The 17368-nt window shown below is 69.0% G+C and carries 13 protein-coding genes; 4 read left to right on the top strand and 9 right to left on the bottom strand.

The window, feature by feature from the left end; genetic code table 11:
* Window positions 1-153: 153 nt before the first annotated feature.
* Both ACX12D_RS30975 and ACX12D_RS30970 read right to left on the bottom strand, forming a co-directional pair.
* Window positions 154-2925 (bottom strand): LuxR C-terminal-related transcriptional regulator, encoded by a 2772-nt coding sequence (locus ACX12D_RS30975; protein WP_459374833.1) that lies wholly within the window; start codon window positions 2923-2925, stop codon window positions 154-156.
* A gap of 230 nt (window positions 2926-3155) precedes the next feature.
* Window positions 3156-4700, bottom strand: a complete 1545-nt coding sequence (locus tag ACX12D_RS30970; protein ID WP_459374832.1) for an AMP-binding protein — start codon at window positions 4698-4700, stop codon at window positions 3156-3158.
* Between the two features lie 299 nt (window positions 4701-4999).
* Between ACX12D_RS30970 and ACX12D_RS30965 the strand changes: the two genes are divergently transcribed.
* Both ACX12D_RS30965 and ACX12D_RS30960 read left to right on the top strand, forming a co-directional pair.
* Entirely contained in the window at window positions 5000-6145 is a 1146-nt protein-coding gene (locus ACX12D_RS30965) for an acyl-CoA dehydrogenase family protein (RefSeq protein ID WP_459374831.1), read from the top strand.
* Window positions 6146-6192: 47 nt separating this feature from the next.
* A complete protein-coding gene (locus tag ACX12D_RS30960) occupies window positions 6193-7428 on the top strand; it encodes an acyl-CoA dehydrogenase family protein (protein ID WP_459374830.1) in 1236 nt (411 codons plus the stop codon).
* A gap of 6 nt (window positions 7429-7434) precedes the next feature.
* On the opposite strand, the gene ACX12D_RS30955 is transcribed toward ACX12D_RS30960, so the two are convergent.
* The 6 genes from ACX12D_RS30955 to ACX12D_RS30930 form a co-directional block, all read right to left on the bottom strand.
* Window positions 7435-7749 (bottom strand): DUF7696 family protein, encoded by a 315-nt coding sequence (locus ACX12D_RS30955; protein WP_459374829.1) that lies wholly within the window; start codon window positions 7747-7749, stop codon window positions 7435-7437.
* A gap of 27 nt (window positions 7750-7776) precedes the next feature.
* The gene (locus ACX12D_RS30950; protein ID WP_459374828.1) at window positions 7777-8487 is read right to left on the bottom strand and encodes a helix-turn-helix transcriptional regulator; all 711 of its coding nucleotides are present in this window, start codon (window positions 8485-8487) and stop codon (window positions 7777-7779) included.
* A gap of 417 nt (window positions 8488-8904) precedes the next feature.
* Entirely contained in the window at window positions 8905-10482 is a 1578-nt protein-coding gene (locus ACX12D_RS30945) for a fatty acid--CoA ligase (RefSeq protein WP_459376577.1), read from the bottom strand.
* A gap of 64 nt (window positions 10483-10546) precedes the next feature.
* Window positions 10547-11329, bottom strand: a complete 783-nt coding sequence (locus ACX12D_RS30940) for an SDR family NAD(P)-dependent oxidoreductase (protein WP_043357193.1) — start codon at window positions 11327-11329, stop codon at window positions 10547-10549.
* Window positions 11330-11548: 219 nt separating this feature from the next.
* Window positions 11549-11794, bottom strand: a complete 246-nt coding sequence (locus ACX12D_RS30935) for a GlsB/YeaQ/YmgE family stress response membrane protein (protein ID WP_441639843.1) — start codon at window positions 11792-11794, stop codon at window positions 11549-11551.
* 31 nt (window positions 11795-11825) lie between these two features.
* On the bottom strand, window positions 11826-12248 hold the full coding sequence (locus ACX12D_RS30930) for a signal protein (protein ID WP_459374827.1): 423 nt from the start codon (window positions 12246-12248) through the stop codon (window positions 11826-11828).
* Between the two features lie 388 nt (window positions 12249-12636).
* Here ACX12D_RS30930 and ACX12D_RS30925 point away from each other — a divergent pair, with 388 nt between their 5' ends.
* The gene (locus ACX12D_RS30925) at window positions 12637-14916 is read left to right on the top strand and encodes a mechanosensitive ion channel family protein (protein ID WP_459376576.1); all 2280 of its coding nucleotides are present in this window, start codon (window positions 12637-12639) and stop codon (window positions 14914-14916) included.
* Between the two features lie 331 nt (window positions 14917-15247).
* Window positions 15248-16408 (top strand): helix-turn-helix transcriptional regulator, encoded by a 1161-nt coding sequence (locus ACX12D_RS30920; protein WP_459374825.1) that lies wholly within the window; start codon window positions 15248-15250, stop codon window positions 16406-16408.
* 9 nt (window positions 16409-16417) lie between these two features.
* Here ACX12D_RS30920 and ACX12D_RS30915 read toward each other — a convergent pair whose 3' ends face one another.
* Entirely contained in the window at window positions 16418-17308 is an 891-nt protein-coding gene (locus ACX12D_RS30915) for a LysR substrate-binding domain-containing protein (protein WP_459374824.1), read from the bottom strand.
* Window positions 17309-17368 lie beyond the last annotated feature (60 nt).

Below are 17368 nucleotides of genomic sequence, written 5' to 3'. Positions count from 1 at the left end.
GTGAACGGCTGAACGGCTAGGCGCCATGGCCATGCCGATTTCATCGTCGGCTTGCGCGAGAAGCCACAAGCCAGCAGCACGCCCGAGTGCCCCGCAGCAGGGGCTTCCATCCTCCCGGACGCAGCCTGGGCCCGCTTGGCCGCCTGCGCTTCCTTACAGCAAACCCAGTTGCCGCGCAATGGCAACCGCCTGCGTGCGGTTGCTGGCCCTCAGCTTGGCGCTGATATTGCGCAGGTGGGTGCGCACGGTGGTCTCCGAGACAAAGAGCCGATCCGCCATCGCCACGTTGGAGAAACCTTCGGCCAGCAGCTGCAGCACCTTCTGCTCCTTGGGCGTGAGCGGTTCCAGCAGCCCATGGCGCGCCTGCATGGCGGCCGGGTCCGCCGGCTCCGGCGCGCCGCCGCAGGCTTGCAGCAGGCGCTCCACATACCCCGCGTGCAACGCACTGCCCTGGCGCAGGCAGGCCTCGGCCACCAGCCGGCGCACGTCCGCGCTTTCGTCAGCGAAGATGCGGATGAAGCCTTCCGCCGCGCCGAAGCGCAGCGCTTCGCCCATCGCCTGCAACGCCTGGGCGGCTTCGCCGCAGCGCTGGCAAGCCAGCGCCAGCAGAATGCGCAGCTTGAGCGCCCTGCGCATCAGTTGCGCGCGCTCGGTGGCGGCGAGCTCCGTCTCGATGGCCTCGCGCGTGTGCACGGAGGGCTCGGTGAACAGCGCCAGCCGCAGGCGCCCCATGACCACGTCTTCCAGGTCGTTGGCGAAAGAGCTGACCGCGCTCAGGCCGGGACGCGCGCGCCACAGCGCCGGGTCGGCTGCATACTGCAGCGCTTGCTCGGCGGCATGCTGATTGCCTTGCAGCAGCGCCAGGCGGGCGCGCTCGAGCATGGCGCCCAGCACCAGCCGTGGCAGGCCGCGATGATGGCCAAGGTGCTCGAGGGCGGCCAGCCATTCGTGCGCGCCGTCCACATCGCCGCGATCGCAGGCAATGCGGGCCAGCACGGTGTGGCCGGTGATGATCTGGTCGGGCAGGCCGAGATCGCGCGCGAGCGGCACGTACACGGTGAGCAGGCGCTCCGCGCGCTCGCGCTCGTTGATCTCGTAGAGCGCATCGGCCAGCAGGATGCCGGCCATGGCGTTGCCGTTGGTGGGGCCGTAGCGGTTCGGCAGCATGGTGCTGGCGGCAATGCGAAACCGCGCCAGCGCCTGCTGCAGGCGGCCCTGGCGCAGGTCGATCAGTCCCTCCACCGATTCCGAGAAGATCTTGTTGAAGTTGCTGTCGGAGCCGCGCACCACCTGCCGGGCCACGCCCAGCAGGCGCCGCGCCTCGCGGTAGTCGCCGGTGACGGCGGCCATGCGCGCCATCGAGGTGGCAAGGATAGAGTCCGGGAACGGATAGCCCATGGGCAGCGGCAGCGGATCGTCGCGGCTGCAGGCACGCGCCTCGTCGAAGCGGTCCATCATGTTCAGCAGCATATGGCGCAACGCGCGCACATGCGCCAGCAGGTCGCCCTCGGCACCGGCCAGCGGGATGGTCTGCAGCAGCGCAATGGCATCGGCCGGGCCGCGCGTAAACGACAGCGCCCACACATGGGCGATCTGCAGCTTGGGCCACGCGGCCAGCGCATCGGCCGGCACCGCGTCCAGCCAGCGCGTCAGCAGGCGCATGCGGCCCTGCGCCAGCAACTCGTCCACCTTGCCCGCCAGCAGCGGCAGCGCGTGGGCCACCGCGCCGGCCGCCAGCGCATGCTCGATGGCCGGCACCGGCCGGCCCTGCTGCTCGTACCAGCGCGAGGCGGCCATCTGCAAGGCGGGCACTTCGTCTGGCATGGCCTGCTGCAGCTGCGCGCGCAGGAAGCTGGAGAACAGGCTGTGATAGCGGTACCAGCGCGCACTGGGCTGATGGGCCTGGACGGGCGGCTCCGCGCCGCCGTGGCGCTCGCCATCCAGCGGCATCAGGAACAGGTTGGCCCGCTCCAGCCAGGCGAGGATCTCCTCACTGTCGGCGGTGCCGCTCACGGCATCGCACAGCGGCCCGCTGAGCTGGTCGAGGATGGAAGTACGCAACAGGAAAGCGCGCACCGCGTCGGGCAGGTGCAGGTAGACGTCCTCCACCAGGTAATCGGCAATCGCAGCGTTCGAGCCGGAAAAACCGGCGATGAAGGCATCCGGCTGGCCGCGCCGCTCCAGCGCCACCGACGCCAGCCACAAGGCGGTGGCCCAGCCTTCGGTGCGCCGGTGCAGCGTGGAGATGGCGGCGGGCTGCAGCGCCAGGCCGCGCGCGCGGCGCAGGAAGGAATCGGTCTCCTCGGCGGTGAAGCGCAGCTGGGCCGGCTCGATCTCCAGCAGCTCGCCACGCGCGCGCAGCCGCGCCAGCCCGGACTCCGGCACCCAGCGCGTGCCTACCACCAGGCGGGCGCCGGGTGGCAATTGCTCCACCACCTGCCAGACCAGGCCGGCCACGGCGGGGTTCTGCAAGGCCTCGAAGTCGTCCAGGAACAGCGTGAAGGGGCGGTCGTGGGCCGCCATGCGGTCGATCAGCGCGAGCGCGTGCTCGCCGGCCGACTGCGCCGCAGGCTGGGCCGCGGCGAGCGGCGCGCCGCCCTTGCGCAGCACCAGCTCGAAGGCAGCTTCAAGCGAGCCGAGAAAACGCGTGGCGTCATTGTCCGCGCGGTCCAGCGTGAGCCACGCGGTGGCCACGCCTTCGGCGTCCAGCCGCGCCCGGCATTGCAGCATGGCGGTGGTCTTGCCGAACCCGGCCGGCGCGCGCACCAGCACCAGCTTGACGAAGCCGGCCGCGCACACCGCGTCGCAAATGGCGCGGCGCTCCACCTGGAACGGGGTCAGCATGGGCGGGCGCAGCTTCGCCACCAGCGTGGCGGCGCGGGCGGCGCCCCGTTGGCCCGCGCTAGTCTCCTCGATTGTTGCCATTCGCCGTGTCTTCCTGTTGGCGGCGGCATCCACGAGCGGTGGATGCCACGCGATCGGCACCGGCTTATGGTTGCCGGCTGCTGGCGCCACATGCGCCAGGGATCGAACGGCTGATTATGGCGTAAACGCCCGCCCGGCATGCGGCGCGGCCGCGATGCCGGGCGGGCGGCCCCTATGCTGGCCCCTATGCCGGCCACGATGCCGACCGCAATACCGGCTACACAAGCAGGCTATACCAGCTTGTTCTCCCGCCCCGCCCAGTAGCGCTCGCGCAGCAGCCGCTTGAGCAGCTTGCCGGTGGGCAGGCGCGGCAGCTCGGCGGCAAAGTCCACCGAGCGCGGGCACTTGATGGCGGACAGATGGGTGCGGCAGAAGGCCAGCAGCTCGTCGGCCAGGGCCGGGCTGGCGCGCGCCATGTCGAGTGGCTGCACCACCGCCTTGACCTCCTCGCCAAAGTCCTCGTTTGGCACGCCGATCACGGCCACGTCCATGACCTCGGGATGGGTCATCAGCAGGTTCTCGGCCTCCTGCGGATAGATGTTGACCCCGCCCGAGATGATCATGTTGGCCTTGCGGTCGGTCAGGTAGAGAAAGCCCTCCTCGTCCACGTAGCCGACGTCGCCCAGCGTGGTCCAGCCGGCGTGCACCGGGTGGCGCGACTGCGCGGTCTTGCCGGGGTCGTTGTGGTAGACGAAGCTGCGCCCTTCGGCAAAGTAGATGGTGCCGGGCTCGCCCGGCGGCAGCAGCGCGCCGCTGTCGTCACAGATGCGCAGCTGGCCAACGGAGGCGCGGCCCACCGTGCCTTTATGGGTGAGCCAGTCGGCCGAGCCCACGGCGGTGGAGCCGTTGCCCTCCGTGCCGGCGTAGTACTCCCAGATGATCGGCCCCCACCAGTCGATCATCTGCTCCTTGACGGCCACCGGGCAAGGCGCGGCGGCATGCACGGCAAAGCGCAGCGAGGACACGTCGTGGCGCAGGCGCACATCCTCGGGCAGCTTGAGCATGCGCGAAAACATGGTTGGCACGACCTGGGTGTGCGTGATGCGGTGCTGTGCCAGCAAGCGCAGGAATGCTTCCGCGTCGAAATGCTCCATCACCACCGAGGTGCCGCCGAGCTGCTGCACCGCCATGTTGTAGCGCAGCGGCGCGGCGTGGTAGAGCGGTGCCGGCGAAAGGTAGCGCGTGTCCGTGCCGAACTGGTAGAGGGACTGGCACATCAGCACCATCGTGCCGGGCACGTCGATCTGCTGGTTGGCGGGCGGCGTGAAGACACCCTTGGGGCGGCCGGTGGTGCCGGAGGAGTACAGCATGTCGGTGCCTGCACATTCGTCCTCGATGCGCCACCCGGGGTACTGCGCCAGCGCCGTCTCGTAAGCGGCAAAGCCCGGCACCGCGCCATCCATCATCAGGCGCGCGACCAGGCCTGGCACCTTGGCGGCCACCCCCTGCGCGACGGCGGCCTGCGCGTGCGAGGTGACCAGCATCCTGGCGCCGCTGTCGGCCACGATATGCGCCGCGTCGTCCACGTTCAGGCGCGTGCTGATGCACACGTAGATCAACCCCGAGCGCTGCGCGCCCCAGCACAGCTCGAACAGGCGCGGGTGGTTCTCCAGCAGGAAGGCCACCCGGTCGCCCGGCTGCAGCCCGTGGTCACGGAACAGCCGCGCCGCCTGGTTGGAGCGCTCGTCAAGCTCGCGGTAAGTAACGACGGTGCCGCCGGCCATGATGATGGCCGGCTTGTCCGGGGTGCGCTGCGCATGAACATGCGGGTGCATGACTGACCCTCCTGGAAGTGGGTGTGGCCGAACTGGGTGACTGGGTGACTGGGTGCGTTGGAGACTTCGGTATCGCGGAACCGGCGGGATGGCATTGCGTGCGGCACATTGTCGGGACAGGCACCCCGGGCGGGCATCGTCCGAAGCGACGAACGCGCCTTGGTGCAATGCCGCAAACGCCAGTGCGGCCACCCGTGCGGCGCGCCACGCGCCAAGTCGATTCGTCGCATCCGACGATGCGAACCAGCGGCCTCTTCACATAATGGCAAGTGCCCCAGCAACCGCGCCAAGGAACCACCGTGGATTTCCAATTCAGCGAAGAACAATCGATGTTGCGCGACACGCTCGCGCGCTACCTGGCCGACCACTACAGCTTCGAAGCCCGCCAGGCGGCAATCCGCTCGCCCGCTGGCTGGCGGGCGTCCTGCTGGCAAGCCCTGGCACAGGAGCTAGGGCTGCTGGGTGCCGCGTTCCCGGAACGGTTTGGCGGGCTCGGCGGCAATGCCGTCGACCACACGATCGTGATGGAGCAGTTTGGCCGCCACCTGGTGGTCGAGCCCTACCTGTCTACCGTTGTGCTCGGTGGCGGCGCCTTGCTGCATGGCAGCGAGACGCTGGCCGCCAACTGGCTGCCAGCCATCATCGGCGGCGAGGCCACCGTGGCCTGGGCGCACGCCGAGCCGCGCAGCCGTTACTGCCTGCACGATGTAGAAACCAGCGCCGCCCGCGCGCCAGGCGGCTGGCGCCTTGGCGGCCACAAGGCGGTGGTGGTGGCCGCGCCGTGGGCCACCCACCTGGTGGTGAGCGCGCGCACCAGCGGCGCCCGGCGCGACCGGGACGGCATCAGCCTGTTCTGGATTGCGCGCAACGCGCCCGGCGTGACGCTGCAGGAATACCCCACCGTGGATGGCGCCCGGGCGGCCGACATACGCCTGGACAACGTCTTCGTGCCGGATGGCGGCTTGCTGGGCGCCGAGGGCGAGGCGCTGGCGCTGATCGAGCGCCTGAGCGACGAGGCCGCGGTAGCGCTGTGCGCCGAAGCTGGCGGCGCCATGAGCCGCATGCTCGGCGACACGGTCGACTACGCGCGCCAGCGCAAGCAGTTTGGCGTACCGATTGCCACCTTCCAGGTGCTGCAGCACCGCATGGCCGACATGTATGTGCAACTGGAGCAAACCGTGGCGCTGACGCAAGTCGCCGCCATGCAGGCTGGCGCGCAGCCCGCGCAACGCGCGCTGGCGGCCAGCGCCGCCAAGGCGCAGGCCGGGCAGGCCGGCCGGTTCGTCGGCCAGGCCGCGGTGCAGATCCATGGCGGCATGGGCGTGACGGAGGAACTGGCGGTTGGCCATTACTTCAAGCGCGTCACCGCGATCGACCTGCAGTTTGGCTCCGCCGAACACCACCTGCGCCGTTACGCCGACCTGCTGTATCCGGTCGCCGCGTGAGCCTGCGCATTCCTGCCCCGCACTGACGAACATCCCGAGGCCCATCGATGAATCTCGATTTCTCCCCGCAAGAGCTGCAGTTCCGCGACGAGGTCCGTGCCTGGATCAAGGAAGCCTTCGACCCCGGCCTCAAGGCCCTGATGGCGCGCACCAAGAATGGCTACCTCGACAAGGAAGGCCAGGTGCGCTGGCAGAAGAAGCTGTTCGAGCGTGGCTGGGCCGCGCCCAACTGGCCCGAGGAGTATGGCGGCCCGGGCTGGTCCCCGGCGCAACGCTACCTGTTCCAGGCGGAGACCGCCGCCGCCGGCTGCCCGACCGTGTCGCCGATGGGCCTGAAGATGGTGGCGCCGGTGATCATGAAATACGGCAGCCCGGAGCAAAAGGCGCGCTTCCTGCCGCCCATCCTGCGCTCCGACATCTGGTGGTGCCAGGGCTACTCGGAACCCAACTCCGGCTCCGACCTGGCCTCGCTGCAGATGCGCGCCGAGCGCGGGGACGATGCGCACGGCGAGCACTACATCCTCAACGGCTCCAAGATCTGGACCACGCACGCGCAGTGGGCCGACTGGATGTTCTGCCTGGTGCGCACCAGCCGCGACGCGCGCAGGCAGGATGGCATCTCCTTCGTGCTGGTGGACATGCGCACGCCCGGCATCACCGTGGCGCCACTGCCCACGCTGGATGGCCCGGTCGAGGGCCAGCAGGAAGTTAACCAGGTCTTCTTTGAAGATGTGCGCGTACCGGTGGAAAACCGCATCGGCGAGGAGGGCCTGGGCTGGACCTACGCCAAGTACCTGCTTGAGTTCGAGCGCGGCGGCAGCTACGGCCCGATGCTGCGCCAGCAACTGGCCAAGGTGGCGCGCATCGCGGAAATGGAGCCCGGCGAGGATGGCGGGCGCTTGCTCGACGATCCGGTTTTTCGCCGCAAGCTGGCCGAGCTGCACGTGCGCGCGGCCGCGCTGGAGGCAAGCGAGCTGCGGCTGTTCTCCAACGTGACGTCGGGCACTTCGATCGGCGCCGCCTCCAGCATGCTCAAGCTGGTGGGCACCGAGACCATCCAGGCCATCAGCGAGCTGGCGGTGGAGGCGGCCGGCCCGTACGCGCTGCCCTTCGTGCAGGACGGCTGGGGCGAATTGCAAGGACGCGCCACGGGGCCACAGGTGGGCCCCGGCTATGCCGCGCCGCTGGCGCCGCGCTATTTCAACTACCGCAAGGCGTCGATCTACGCCGGCTCCAACGAGATCCAGCGCAACATCATCGCCAAGCTGGTGCTAGGGCTGTAAGCCAGGTCAGTGCAGCAGCCCGCCAGCCGGGCTGCGCCCCTGGCCGGCGCCCGCCTCGTCGCCGGCTTCCAGCGCCTCGGTCACCGTGGTCCGGATCGATTCCGCCTTGAGCAGCAAGCGCAGGGCGATGTCGGCGCCACGGCTGGCCGCCACGCGCGCAATGAAGGCCCGGCGCGCCGGTTCGCCCAGCGTGGCAACGTGTGCCGCTTCGCACAGCACATGCCATGCGGCTGGCTGGCCGTCGAACTGTTGCCGGCGGCGCAGCAGGGTGGCGTCGATGGCGGCGGCGACGTCCGCGTCCCTCACGGTGTGATTGCGCATGGTGCTCTCCTGAACGGGAAACCGGGGTTAGGGCCAGGCGTGGGCCGTGCCATGATCGTTGCTGCCGTGGCCGCTGCCGGTCTGGAACCTGGCGCCGCGCTGGCGCGCGGCATGGATGGCTTCGCTCCTGTTGCTGGCATGCAGGCGCTGGTACAGCAGCGCGACATGGCTCTTCACGGTCGCCACCGAGATGTTGAGCACGCGGCTCACGGTCTTGAGCGGATAGCCGTGCGACAGCAGGACCAGCACCTCGTACTGGCGTGGCGTGAGCTTCAACATGCGCGCCTCGTCGCGTAGCAGGTCGATGCGGGCGCCTTCCGTCGCCGGCGCCTGCAACAGCGCCGTGGGGTATGGGGCCGGCTGGCGCCAGCGCGCGTCATCGGCCAGCACCAGCCGGATTGCTGCCTCGATCGCCGCCAGCGATGTCGCCTTCGGCAGCCACGCACAGATGCCCCACGCCAGGTCCGGCGGCAACACGGGCGGTAACGTGCCATCGACCAGCAGCAGCAGGTACTGCGCCGATAGCACGGTGCGTGCCGTCTCCAGCAATGCGCGCGCGCGATCCTGCGCCTGCGGCAAGCCGAGGATCACCAGCCCGATGTCGTTCATCTGCCCCTGCAGCATGGCGAGATCGGCCGGATCCAGGCAGATCGCATGGCCCAAGCCCTCGACGCCACCAAGCATGCGCAGCAGGCCGAGCCGCAGGAGCGGGTTGTCTTCAAGCAGGAGTGCATTCATGACGGCGTGCCTCCGTGCGAGCTGCTGCGTTCCGGTTCCATCTGCTCCCCCTCTCCCCGTTTGGCAACGACGTGCCCATCCGGCTTGGCTGGTATTCGCGGCAACGTCGTCACAGGCAATACTGCAAGCCGTGTGCCAGCGGCAAGGCGTTGGGCGCAGCGGATGCGAGGGGGATTGCGGCAGGGGTGGCGCCGGCCAGGAAGGCAGGCGCCATAACGGCTGGCGGGAGGGCATGCCAGGCGGGAGGGACTTGGCGATGCCCCTTGCCAGCCGCGAATGCGCGAGCGGCGGGCCGGCTGCGTGTTACGCGTTACGTAACGCGTTCCGTGGGGTGTTCCGTGAGGCGGGTGGAGGCGTTCAGGAATGTGCCCCGATGATCACTGAAGCACTGCGCTCTCGCATGCCTGTGCGCCAGCCTCAGTTGACCCGCCGGTTGTACCCTTCCCAATACGGCTCGCGCAGCTTCCTGCGCAGCAGCTTGCCGGAGGGGTTGCGCGGCAGCGCATCGACAAACTCGATGCTCTTGGGGATCTTGTAGCCGGCCAGCCGCTCGCGCGCCCACGCCACGATGCTGTCGCGATCCGGCGCCTGCCCGGGATGGGGCACGACGATGGCCTTGACCGCCTCGCCCCATTTTTCGTCGGGCACGCCGATCACGGCCACGTCCGCCACCTGCGGGTGGCCATAGATCGCGCTCTCGACCTCGGCGGGATACACGTTCTCGCCGCCGCTGATGATCATGTCCTTGACCCGGTCGTGGATGTAGACATAGCCCTCGGCATCGAGAAAGCCGGCGTCGCCGGTGCGCAACCAGCCGTCGGCGTCGATGGTGCGCGCGGTTTCGTCGGGTTGCTTCCAGTAGCCGGCCATGTTCTGCGGCGAGCGGATCATCAGCTCGCCGACTTCGCCCGGCGGCAGGCGCCGGCCTTCCCAGTCCACCACCACCACTTCCACGCCGGGCAGCGGCTTGCCGGCGGCCCGCATGCGCGGCACGTCGTCGGTGGTGTGGTCTTCCGGCGCCAGTGCCACCACCGTGCCGGTGGTCTCGGTCATGCCGTACTGCTGCGCAAACCCGCAGCCGAAGACTTCAATGCCTTCGCGCAGCAAGGCTGCCGGGATCGGCGCCGCGCCATAGAGCAAGGTCTTCAGGCGGGAGTAGTCGATGCGGCGCGCGCGCGGATCGCGCAGCACGAACTGCATCGCGGCCGGCACCAGGAACAGCTTGCTGATGCGCTCGCGCTCAAAGAAGTCCAGCACCGCGCCGGGATCGAAATCGCGCGCCACCACGCCCTTGGCCCCCGCGAGCATACTGCGCAGGCCCCAGCCCGAGCCACCAATGTGCGCCACCGGCATGGCCACCAGTGAGACATCGTCGTCCGTCCAGCGCGACCACGAGATATCTTCTCGCTCGCTGGCCTCGGTGCCGGCGGTCAGGTTGCGGTGGGTCAGCATGGCGCCCTTGGGGCGGCCTGTGGTGCCCGACGTATAAAGCTGCAGCACCACGTCGTGCGCGGCGGGCTGGTGCGCCGGTGGCGTGGGCGCATGCGCGTCGCGCCACGTCACATAGGCGGGCCAGTCCGGCTGGCCGCCTTCCATGGCGATCACCTCGCGCACCAGCGGCAGCGTGGGCAGCAGCTTGCGCACCAGCTCTGCCGATTCCGGCCCGACGAACAGCAGCGCGGCATCGGAGTGGCCAACGATATAGCCCACCTCCGGCGGCGCCAGGCGCCAGCTCGCGGGCGCCATCACGGCGCCCATCTTGGCGGCCCCCAGCAGCAGCTCGAAGTAGTGATCGCTGTTCTTGCCGATATAGCCGATGCGATCGCCGGGCCCGACCCCCGCTGCGGCCAGCGCCTGGGCGACACGATCGCTCTGGCGGTCCAGCGCCAGATACGTGGTCAGCCTGCCTTCGAAGGCATAGGCCACCGCATCGGGCCGCCGCTGCGCGAAGTGGCGCAGCGCATGCGGCAGTGTGGTCAGGTAACTGAAGTCCATCAGCGTCTCCTCCTCTCGGTCCTGCTGCATGCGCGCGTCCTTTTTATTGTCGTGAACTGCCGGATCAGCGCGGGGCCATGCGGATGGCGCCATCGAGCCGCACCGCTTCGCCGTTGAAATAGCTGTTGCGGCACATCTCCAGCGCGAGCGAGGCAAACTCTTCCGGCGCGCCGAGCCGCTTGGGGAACGGCACCGAGGCGGCCAGCGCAGCCTTGACATGTTCCTGCGCGCCTTGCAAGAGCGGCGTGTTGAAGATGCCGGGCATGATGGTGTTGACGCGAATGCCTTCGCCGGACAGGTCGCGCGCAATCGGCAGGGTCATGCCGACCACGCCGGCCTTGGAGGCGGAGTACGCCGCCTGGCCCATCTGCCCGTCCTGCGCCGCCACCGAGGCGGTATTGATGATGACGCCGCGATCGCCGTCACGCGCATCCAGCGTGAGCATGCCGGCGGCCGAGCGCGCCAGGCAGCGGAAGGAGCCGATCAGGTTGATCTGGATGATGCGCTCGAACGCATCCGAGGCGAAGAAGCGGATCTGGTCCGGCGCTTCCTTGGCTCGCGATGCGGTCTTGATGGCGTTGCCGGTGCCGGCGCAATTCACCAGGATACGTTCCTGGCCGAGCGCGGCGCGCGCCTTGGCGAAGCCGGCTTCGACCTCGGCTTCCGACGTCACGTTGACCTGGCAGAACACGCCCCCGAGTTCACGCGCCACGGCCTCGCCCTTTTCCGCGTTCATGTCGAACAGCGCGACGCGCACGCCGTGCGCCGCCAGCGCCCGCGCGGTGGCTTCGCCCAGGCCCGACGCGCCGCCCGTGATCACTGCCGTTACCGATGCATTGAGTTCCATGTTGTCTCCACGTTTTCTTGATGTGTGTTGGTGGTATGGAGATTCAGGGATGACAGCGCGCAACGCATCGTCCGAAGCGACGAATGCATGAAAGCACATCAAGCACGTGAAGCACGTGAAGCACGTGAAGCGCATGAAAGCGTGAGCACGCCAGCGCGCGGCGCGAATGCTGCTGCCCCCGGGCAGCAGCATTGGCCACTTGAAGAATCCGCGGCCCGTCTAGCGCCGCGTTGCCAGGTGATACAGCGCCAGCAGGATCACAGCGCCCAGCACGGCGCCGATAAAGCCAGCGGACTGGCCCTGGCGGTACCAGCCCAGCGCCTGCCCAAGGAAGGTCGCGGCCAGCGAGCCGACGATGCCCAGGCCAGCGGTCAGGAAAAAGCCGCTTGGCCCGCGCCCGGGCGTGAGCATGCGCGCCACCAGGCCGGCAAGAAAACCGATGAGAATGATCCAGATCAGGTGCATGTCATGCCCTCCCGGCGGCGCTTCCCGCGGCTCACTTGCATGCCTTGCCGTGATCCGCGTGGAACCCTTGCGCGGTGGCGTCAGCCTCACTCATGTAAGCGCCGTTCTTGGTCTTGCCGTAGTACTTCGTACCAGGGCAGTGATAGACCTTGGAAGACTTGTTGGCCCATACCTGCCCAGGGCCGCCACCCGGGGCCGCGGCGGCGGCGGGCGCGGCCGGCTTGGCCATCGGCATGGAGGCTGAGGGCGCGGGCGCGGCAGGCTTGGCCATCGGTGCGGCAGCGGCAGCGGCGGGGGCAGCTGGCGTGGCTTGAGCGCGCGCCAGGTGCGGGACCGAGACGATGAGCGCTGCGGCCAGCAGCACGGGCAAGCCGACGCGCCGGCCGAACGAGGCAGGCAAAACGGTAACGCCGGTAACGGCGGTAACAGCGTTCATGGCTTTCATAGCATTCATGACAGGCTCCTGCGGTAACAATGCCATTGGGACAACGAAACGACAGGGCTGCATACAGCCGCAACCCGACCGACACGCAATACCACACTCAACGGCCCGCACCGTCACTCCGTTGACCGCAACCGGGCGGCACGGGCCCGCTGCCATGGTACGCGCGCTGCACGGCACCCGCTGCTGCCATGCAACACGCCTTGCCGGGTGCCCTGCGCGAGCGGCAACGCCGATTGCCGCGCCGCACGAATCCACCGCGTGTGCGGTATCCGCAATGCGCTACAGTGTCAGGCATCCCCCGGGGTTGCCCGGCACTCTCTACCCGCATGAGATGACGCTCGTGATCAGGTCCCCATTCATGTTGCCGGCCGCATGCCGGCCAGGCGCACTGCTGCCGATGCTGATGCTGATGATCTGGCTGGCGCTGACCACGCTGGCAGCGCAGCCGGCACTGGCGGCGCCGGCCGGACTGGCCTCGCTGGCGGCGGTCGTCAAGGCCGAGTCCGCGCCGGCCTCGCAGCCCGCGGCCAGCGAGCCGCTCGCGCAGTCGCTCGACCAGGTCATCACCACGCTGCAGAGCGACAAGGACCGCAAGGCCCTGGTCGACCAGTTGCAGACGCTGCGCAAGGGCATAGGCGGCGCCAGTGCGGCGTCGGCGCCACAGCCCGGCCTGCTCGGGGCGCTGGCCGAGGCGGTCGACCATCTCGATGCGTCGCTCGGCAAGGACAAGGGGCCGTGGCACTACTGGCGCTGGCGCATCGATTTCGCGGGCGAGGAGTGGCTGGCCGCACTGACCATCAACGGGACGCGCTCGCCCTGGCAATCGGCACGGGAGTTCTCCACCGTGCTCGCGGCCTGGTTCTTCGCCGGATGGCTGTTGCGGGAGGCGGTGAGACGCGTGCGCAACCGGCGCCTGCAGCCAGCGGTGCGCTATGAGCTGCCCGCAGTGCCGTCCTGGATGGACGTCGGGCTTTACATGCTGCGCAGGGTGGCGCCGTGGGTGGTGGCCTTCGCCCTGGCGATGCTGCTCTCGAGCGGTATGTTCGAAAGCTCGCCCGCCAGCATGGCCGGCATGGTGATTGCCTACTCGGTGGTGGCCGGCGCCGTGATGGGCGCGGTGTGCCAGGTCATCTTCGCGCTGTTTACCTCGGCGCACCGTGCGCACGCGGTGCGCGACCTGCTGCTGCACTCCCGCAGGCTGCTGTTCGCCACCGGCGCGCTGGCGGCGCTGGGCGACGTCACCACCGACGCGCGCGTGATCGCCGCGCTCGGCACCAACCTGTCGGCGCTGACCTCCACCGCGGCCAACATCGCCGCGGCGCTGCTGATCGGCGCCTTCACACTGCGCTTTCGCCGGCAGATCGGCCAGATCATCAGCAACCGGCCGCTGGCTTTCCGTCAGGAGCATCCCGCAATCATGGACCTGTTGCGCCTGGTAGGCGCGAGCTGGCACCTGCCGGTGCTGGCGGTGGTGGTGGCCTCGGTGGCCGGCACGCTGCTGGCCACCGGCTACGCCGACATCTTCCTGCGGCGCACGGTGGGCTCGGTGGCGCTGTTCGTCGCCGCGCTGCTGCTGACGCTGATCACCGGCCGCTCGCCCAAGGCCACGCACCGCGCGCCGCGCTTTCGCGACCGCCAGCGCTCGGCCTACCTGGCGCGCTTCGGGCGTTTCGCGGTTGCGCTGGTGCGGGTGGTGATCTGGTTCGCCTACTTCGAGCTGGCCAGCCGGATCTGGGGCGTGTCGCTGCTCTCGGTGATTGAATCCACCACGCTCGGCAAGCGCATCGGCGAGGCCGTGTTCAGCGTGACCTCCACCGTGCTGCTGTCGTGGCTGATGTGGCTGCTGATCGATACCGCCATCACCCAGACGCTGACGCCCGCGCATGGCCGCGGGCAGCCGCCCAGCCTGCGCGCCAGGACCATCCTGCCGCTGGTGCGCAATGCCTTGTTCGTCGCGCTGCTGGTCATCACGCTGATCGTGGTGCTGGCCAACCTCGGCGTCAACGTGACGCCGCTGCTCGCCGGCGCCGGCGTGGTCGGCCTGGCCATTGGCTTTGGCGCGCAAAGCCTGGTGCAGGACCTGATCACCGGCCTGTTCATCGTGGTGGAGGATTCGATCGCCATCGGCGACTCGGTGGAACTGCCCGACCATATCGGCACGGTGGAGGCCATGACCATCCGCACCGTCAAGCTGCGCGACGGCAAGGGCGCGCTTCATATCCTGCCCTACAGCCAGATCAAGGCCATCAAGAACATGTCGCGCGGCTATGCCGTTGCCGTGTTCAACATCGGCGTGGCGTACGGCAGCGACCTCGACCAGGCCATCGAGCTGATCCGCGAGACCGGCGCCGAGGTGGCGCGCGATTTCCGCTACGCGCGCAACCTGCTTTCCGGACTCGACATCCTGGGCCTCGATCGCTTCGACCCCAACGGCTCGGTGGTGCTGGCCCAGTTCAGGACCCGCCCGCTGACCCAGGCGGAAATCACGCGCGCGTTCAACGTGCGGCTCAAGCGCAAGTTCGACCAGCATGGCATCAGCATGGCCACGCAGCGGGTGACGGTGCAGGTCGAGGGCGGCCCGGGGCTCCCGCCGGCGCAGGGCGCGCAGGCCACCGAGCTGGCGGCCGGCGCCGGGGGCGCTGCGGCGCTGTCAACGGGCGCACCCGGGCCAGGCTGAGCCGGCTAAGTCACTATGGGGCTCGCAACGCGCACGCAGAAACGGGTACGCTTTGCGTGGCCAGGCCCCGCCTCGCGGGCGTTTCAGCGCCGAAATGATGTTTTAATCATTGCCCAGGCAACATTCCCCGTTTGCGAAGTTATGCCCGCATCCGCATAATGCCGCCACACGGCAACACGCAGCGCTGACGCACCCGGCATACCGGGCGCCTGATCCCGTCCGGTGGCACCTGCCACTTCGGAGCCGGCCACTGCGAGCCAGCCGTACCGCTACCAGCGGGCCAATAAAAAAAGCAAAGCAGGATCAGGCGAGAGCCACCGGGGAAAACACTATGGGCGAACATCCGTCGGCGGATGAAGACTTCCATCGTCTGATCGATTCGATCTACGAGTCGGCGCTTGACGTCACTGCCATGCCAGCCGCGCTGGATCTCTTCTCCCGCTATACCGACATCGAAAGCCCGCATTACCTGGTCTGGGACAAACTGTCCGGGCAAGCGCGCCTCGGCGTCACCCCGCATGGCTGCTTCCCGGCGCAGGGCACCTACGTGCCGGAAGGCCTGCATGCGCTGGCAAGCCTGCCCAGGCGCGCGCTCGCGGGCGATCACCCTGGCGACCTGCGGGACGGCGCGCCTTGGCGCGCGCCGGCGCATGGCGCCGACCTGGAGCATGGCGTGCGCCTGCTCGATACCGCCGAGGTCTGCGTGCTGATGGGCGGCACGGACCGGGGCAGCCGCCCGGACACCGGTTTCGACGGGGCGGAGGGCTTGAGCCGCCGCAGCAAGCGGCTCGCGCGCGTGCTGCCGCACTGGGCCCGCGCCGCGCGCATGCAACAGCGCAACTTCGAGTTGAGCGGCCTGGCGGCCCTTGGCCTGGCCGGGCTGGACACGCTCGACTTCGGCGTGATGGTGCTGCAAGCCGATATGCGCGTGCGCTACGCCAATATCTGGGCCGAGGCGCTGGTGCAGGCCGACAGCCAGCTCGCGCTGGAAAACGGCGTGCTCAAGGTCCACGACCAGACCCTGCACGCCACCCTGCACAAGCTGCTCGACCGCGCCATGCAATCCCGTGGCGGCGAGGCGGCAGCCGGCTCGTGGATGCACATTACGTCGGGCGGCCAGCCGGTACCCATCATCGTGCTGCCGCTGGTGGCCCGCCAGCCGGTGGAAGGCCCGTGGCAACTGCCGTTCGCGATGGTGCTGATGGGCAATTCGGAATCGCGCTCGGTGCTCGACAGTTCGGTGCTGACGTCGCTGTTCGGCCTGTCGCGCAAGGAAAGCCTGATTGCCATCCGCCTTGCCGCCGGCGAAACACTGAACGAGATCGCTGACCACGAATTCGTCTCGCCCCACACGGTGCGCGTGCATATTCGCGACATCCTGCGCAAGACCGGCACCCATCGCCAGAGCGAGCTGGTGCGCCTGCTGCACCTGCTGCCGGGCGTGGCGCTGGAGCGCGCCGGCGCGGCGCGTGGCGAGCGCGCGCCCGCCTGATCCGCCGGCCTAGGCAACCACGGCGCTGGCTACCTCCAGCAAGTGCTGCACCTGCCGGTCATCGCTATCCGTGGACGTAGCCAGCGCGATGCCGATGCGCGCCGCCGGCCGCGGGCTGGCCAGCCGCAGGAAACGCACGCGCCGGTTGATATAGCGCGCCGCCACGCTGGGCACCAGCGCTACCCCCAGGCCGCTTTCCACCAGGCTGACGATGGTCTGCACCTGCACCGCCTCTTGCGTCACACGCGGCACGAACCCGGCTTGCTGGCACAGCAGCATGGCGATGGCCTGCAGGTTGGGCACCTCGGCGCTGGGATGCATGATGAAGGGTTCCCCGGCGAGCGCCTTGAGGGCAATCGCGTCGCGCTCGGCAAAGCGGCTATCGGCCGGCACCGCCGCCACGAACTCGTCGTTCTCCAGCGGCATCAGCGTGTAGCCGCCGCTGTGCAAGATGGGAAAGCGCACCAGCCCGGCATCGAGCTGATGGCGTTCCAGCCGGTCCAGGATCGAGGCCGAGGTGGATTCATGCAGGATCAGCTCGATCCCCGGGTGCGCGGCCCGAAACGCCGGGATCAGCTTGGGCAGCAAGGCGTAGGTTGCCGAGCCCACGAAGCCCACGCGCAGTGCGCCGCGCTCGCCATGCGCCGCCGCCAGTGCCGCCGCGCGAGCCTGGCCGGCATGGAACAGCGCGCGCCGCGCGTCATGCAGCGCGGCTTCGCCGGCCTGGGTCAGCCGCACCCCGCGCGAGGTACGCACGAACAGCGGCGTGCCAAGCGCATCTTCGAGCTTGCGGATCGAGATGGAGAGCGGCGGCTGCGCCATGTGCAGGCGCTCGGCCGCGCGGTGGAAGTTGCCGGTTTCGGCCAGGGCGACAAACTGCTGAAGTTGACGAAGGTCCACGCTGATGTCCGCATTGATATCTGGGAGATATCGAATCCTAAAAATCTAATATTAGACGCA

Source organism: Cupriavidus sp. PET2-C1 (genome assembly GCF_054515855.1).
The sequence above is the reverse complement of the archived record's forward strand: the minus strand, read 5'-3'. Positions and strand labels throughout refer to the sequence as shown.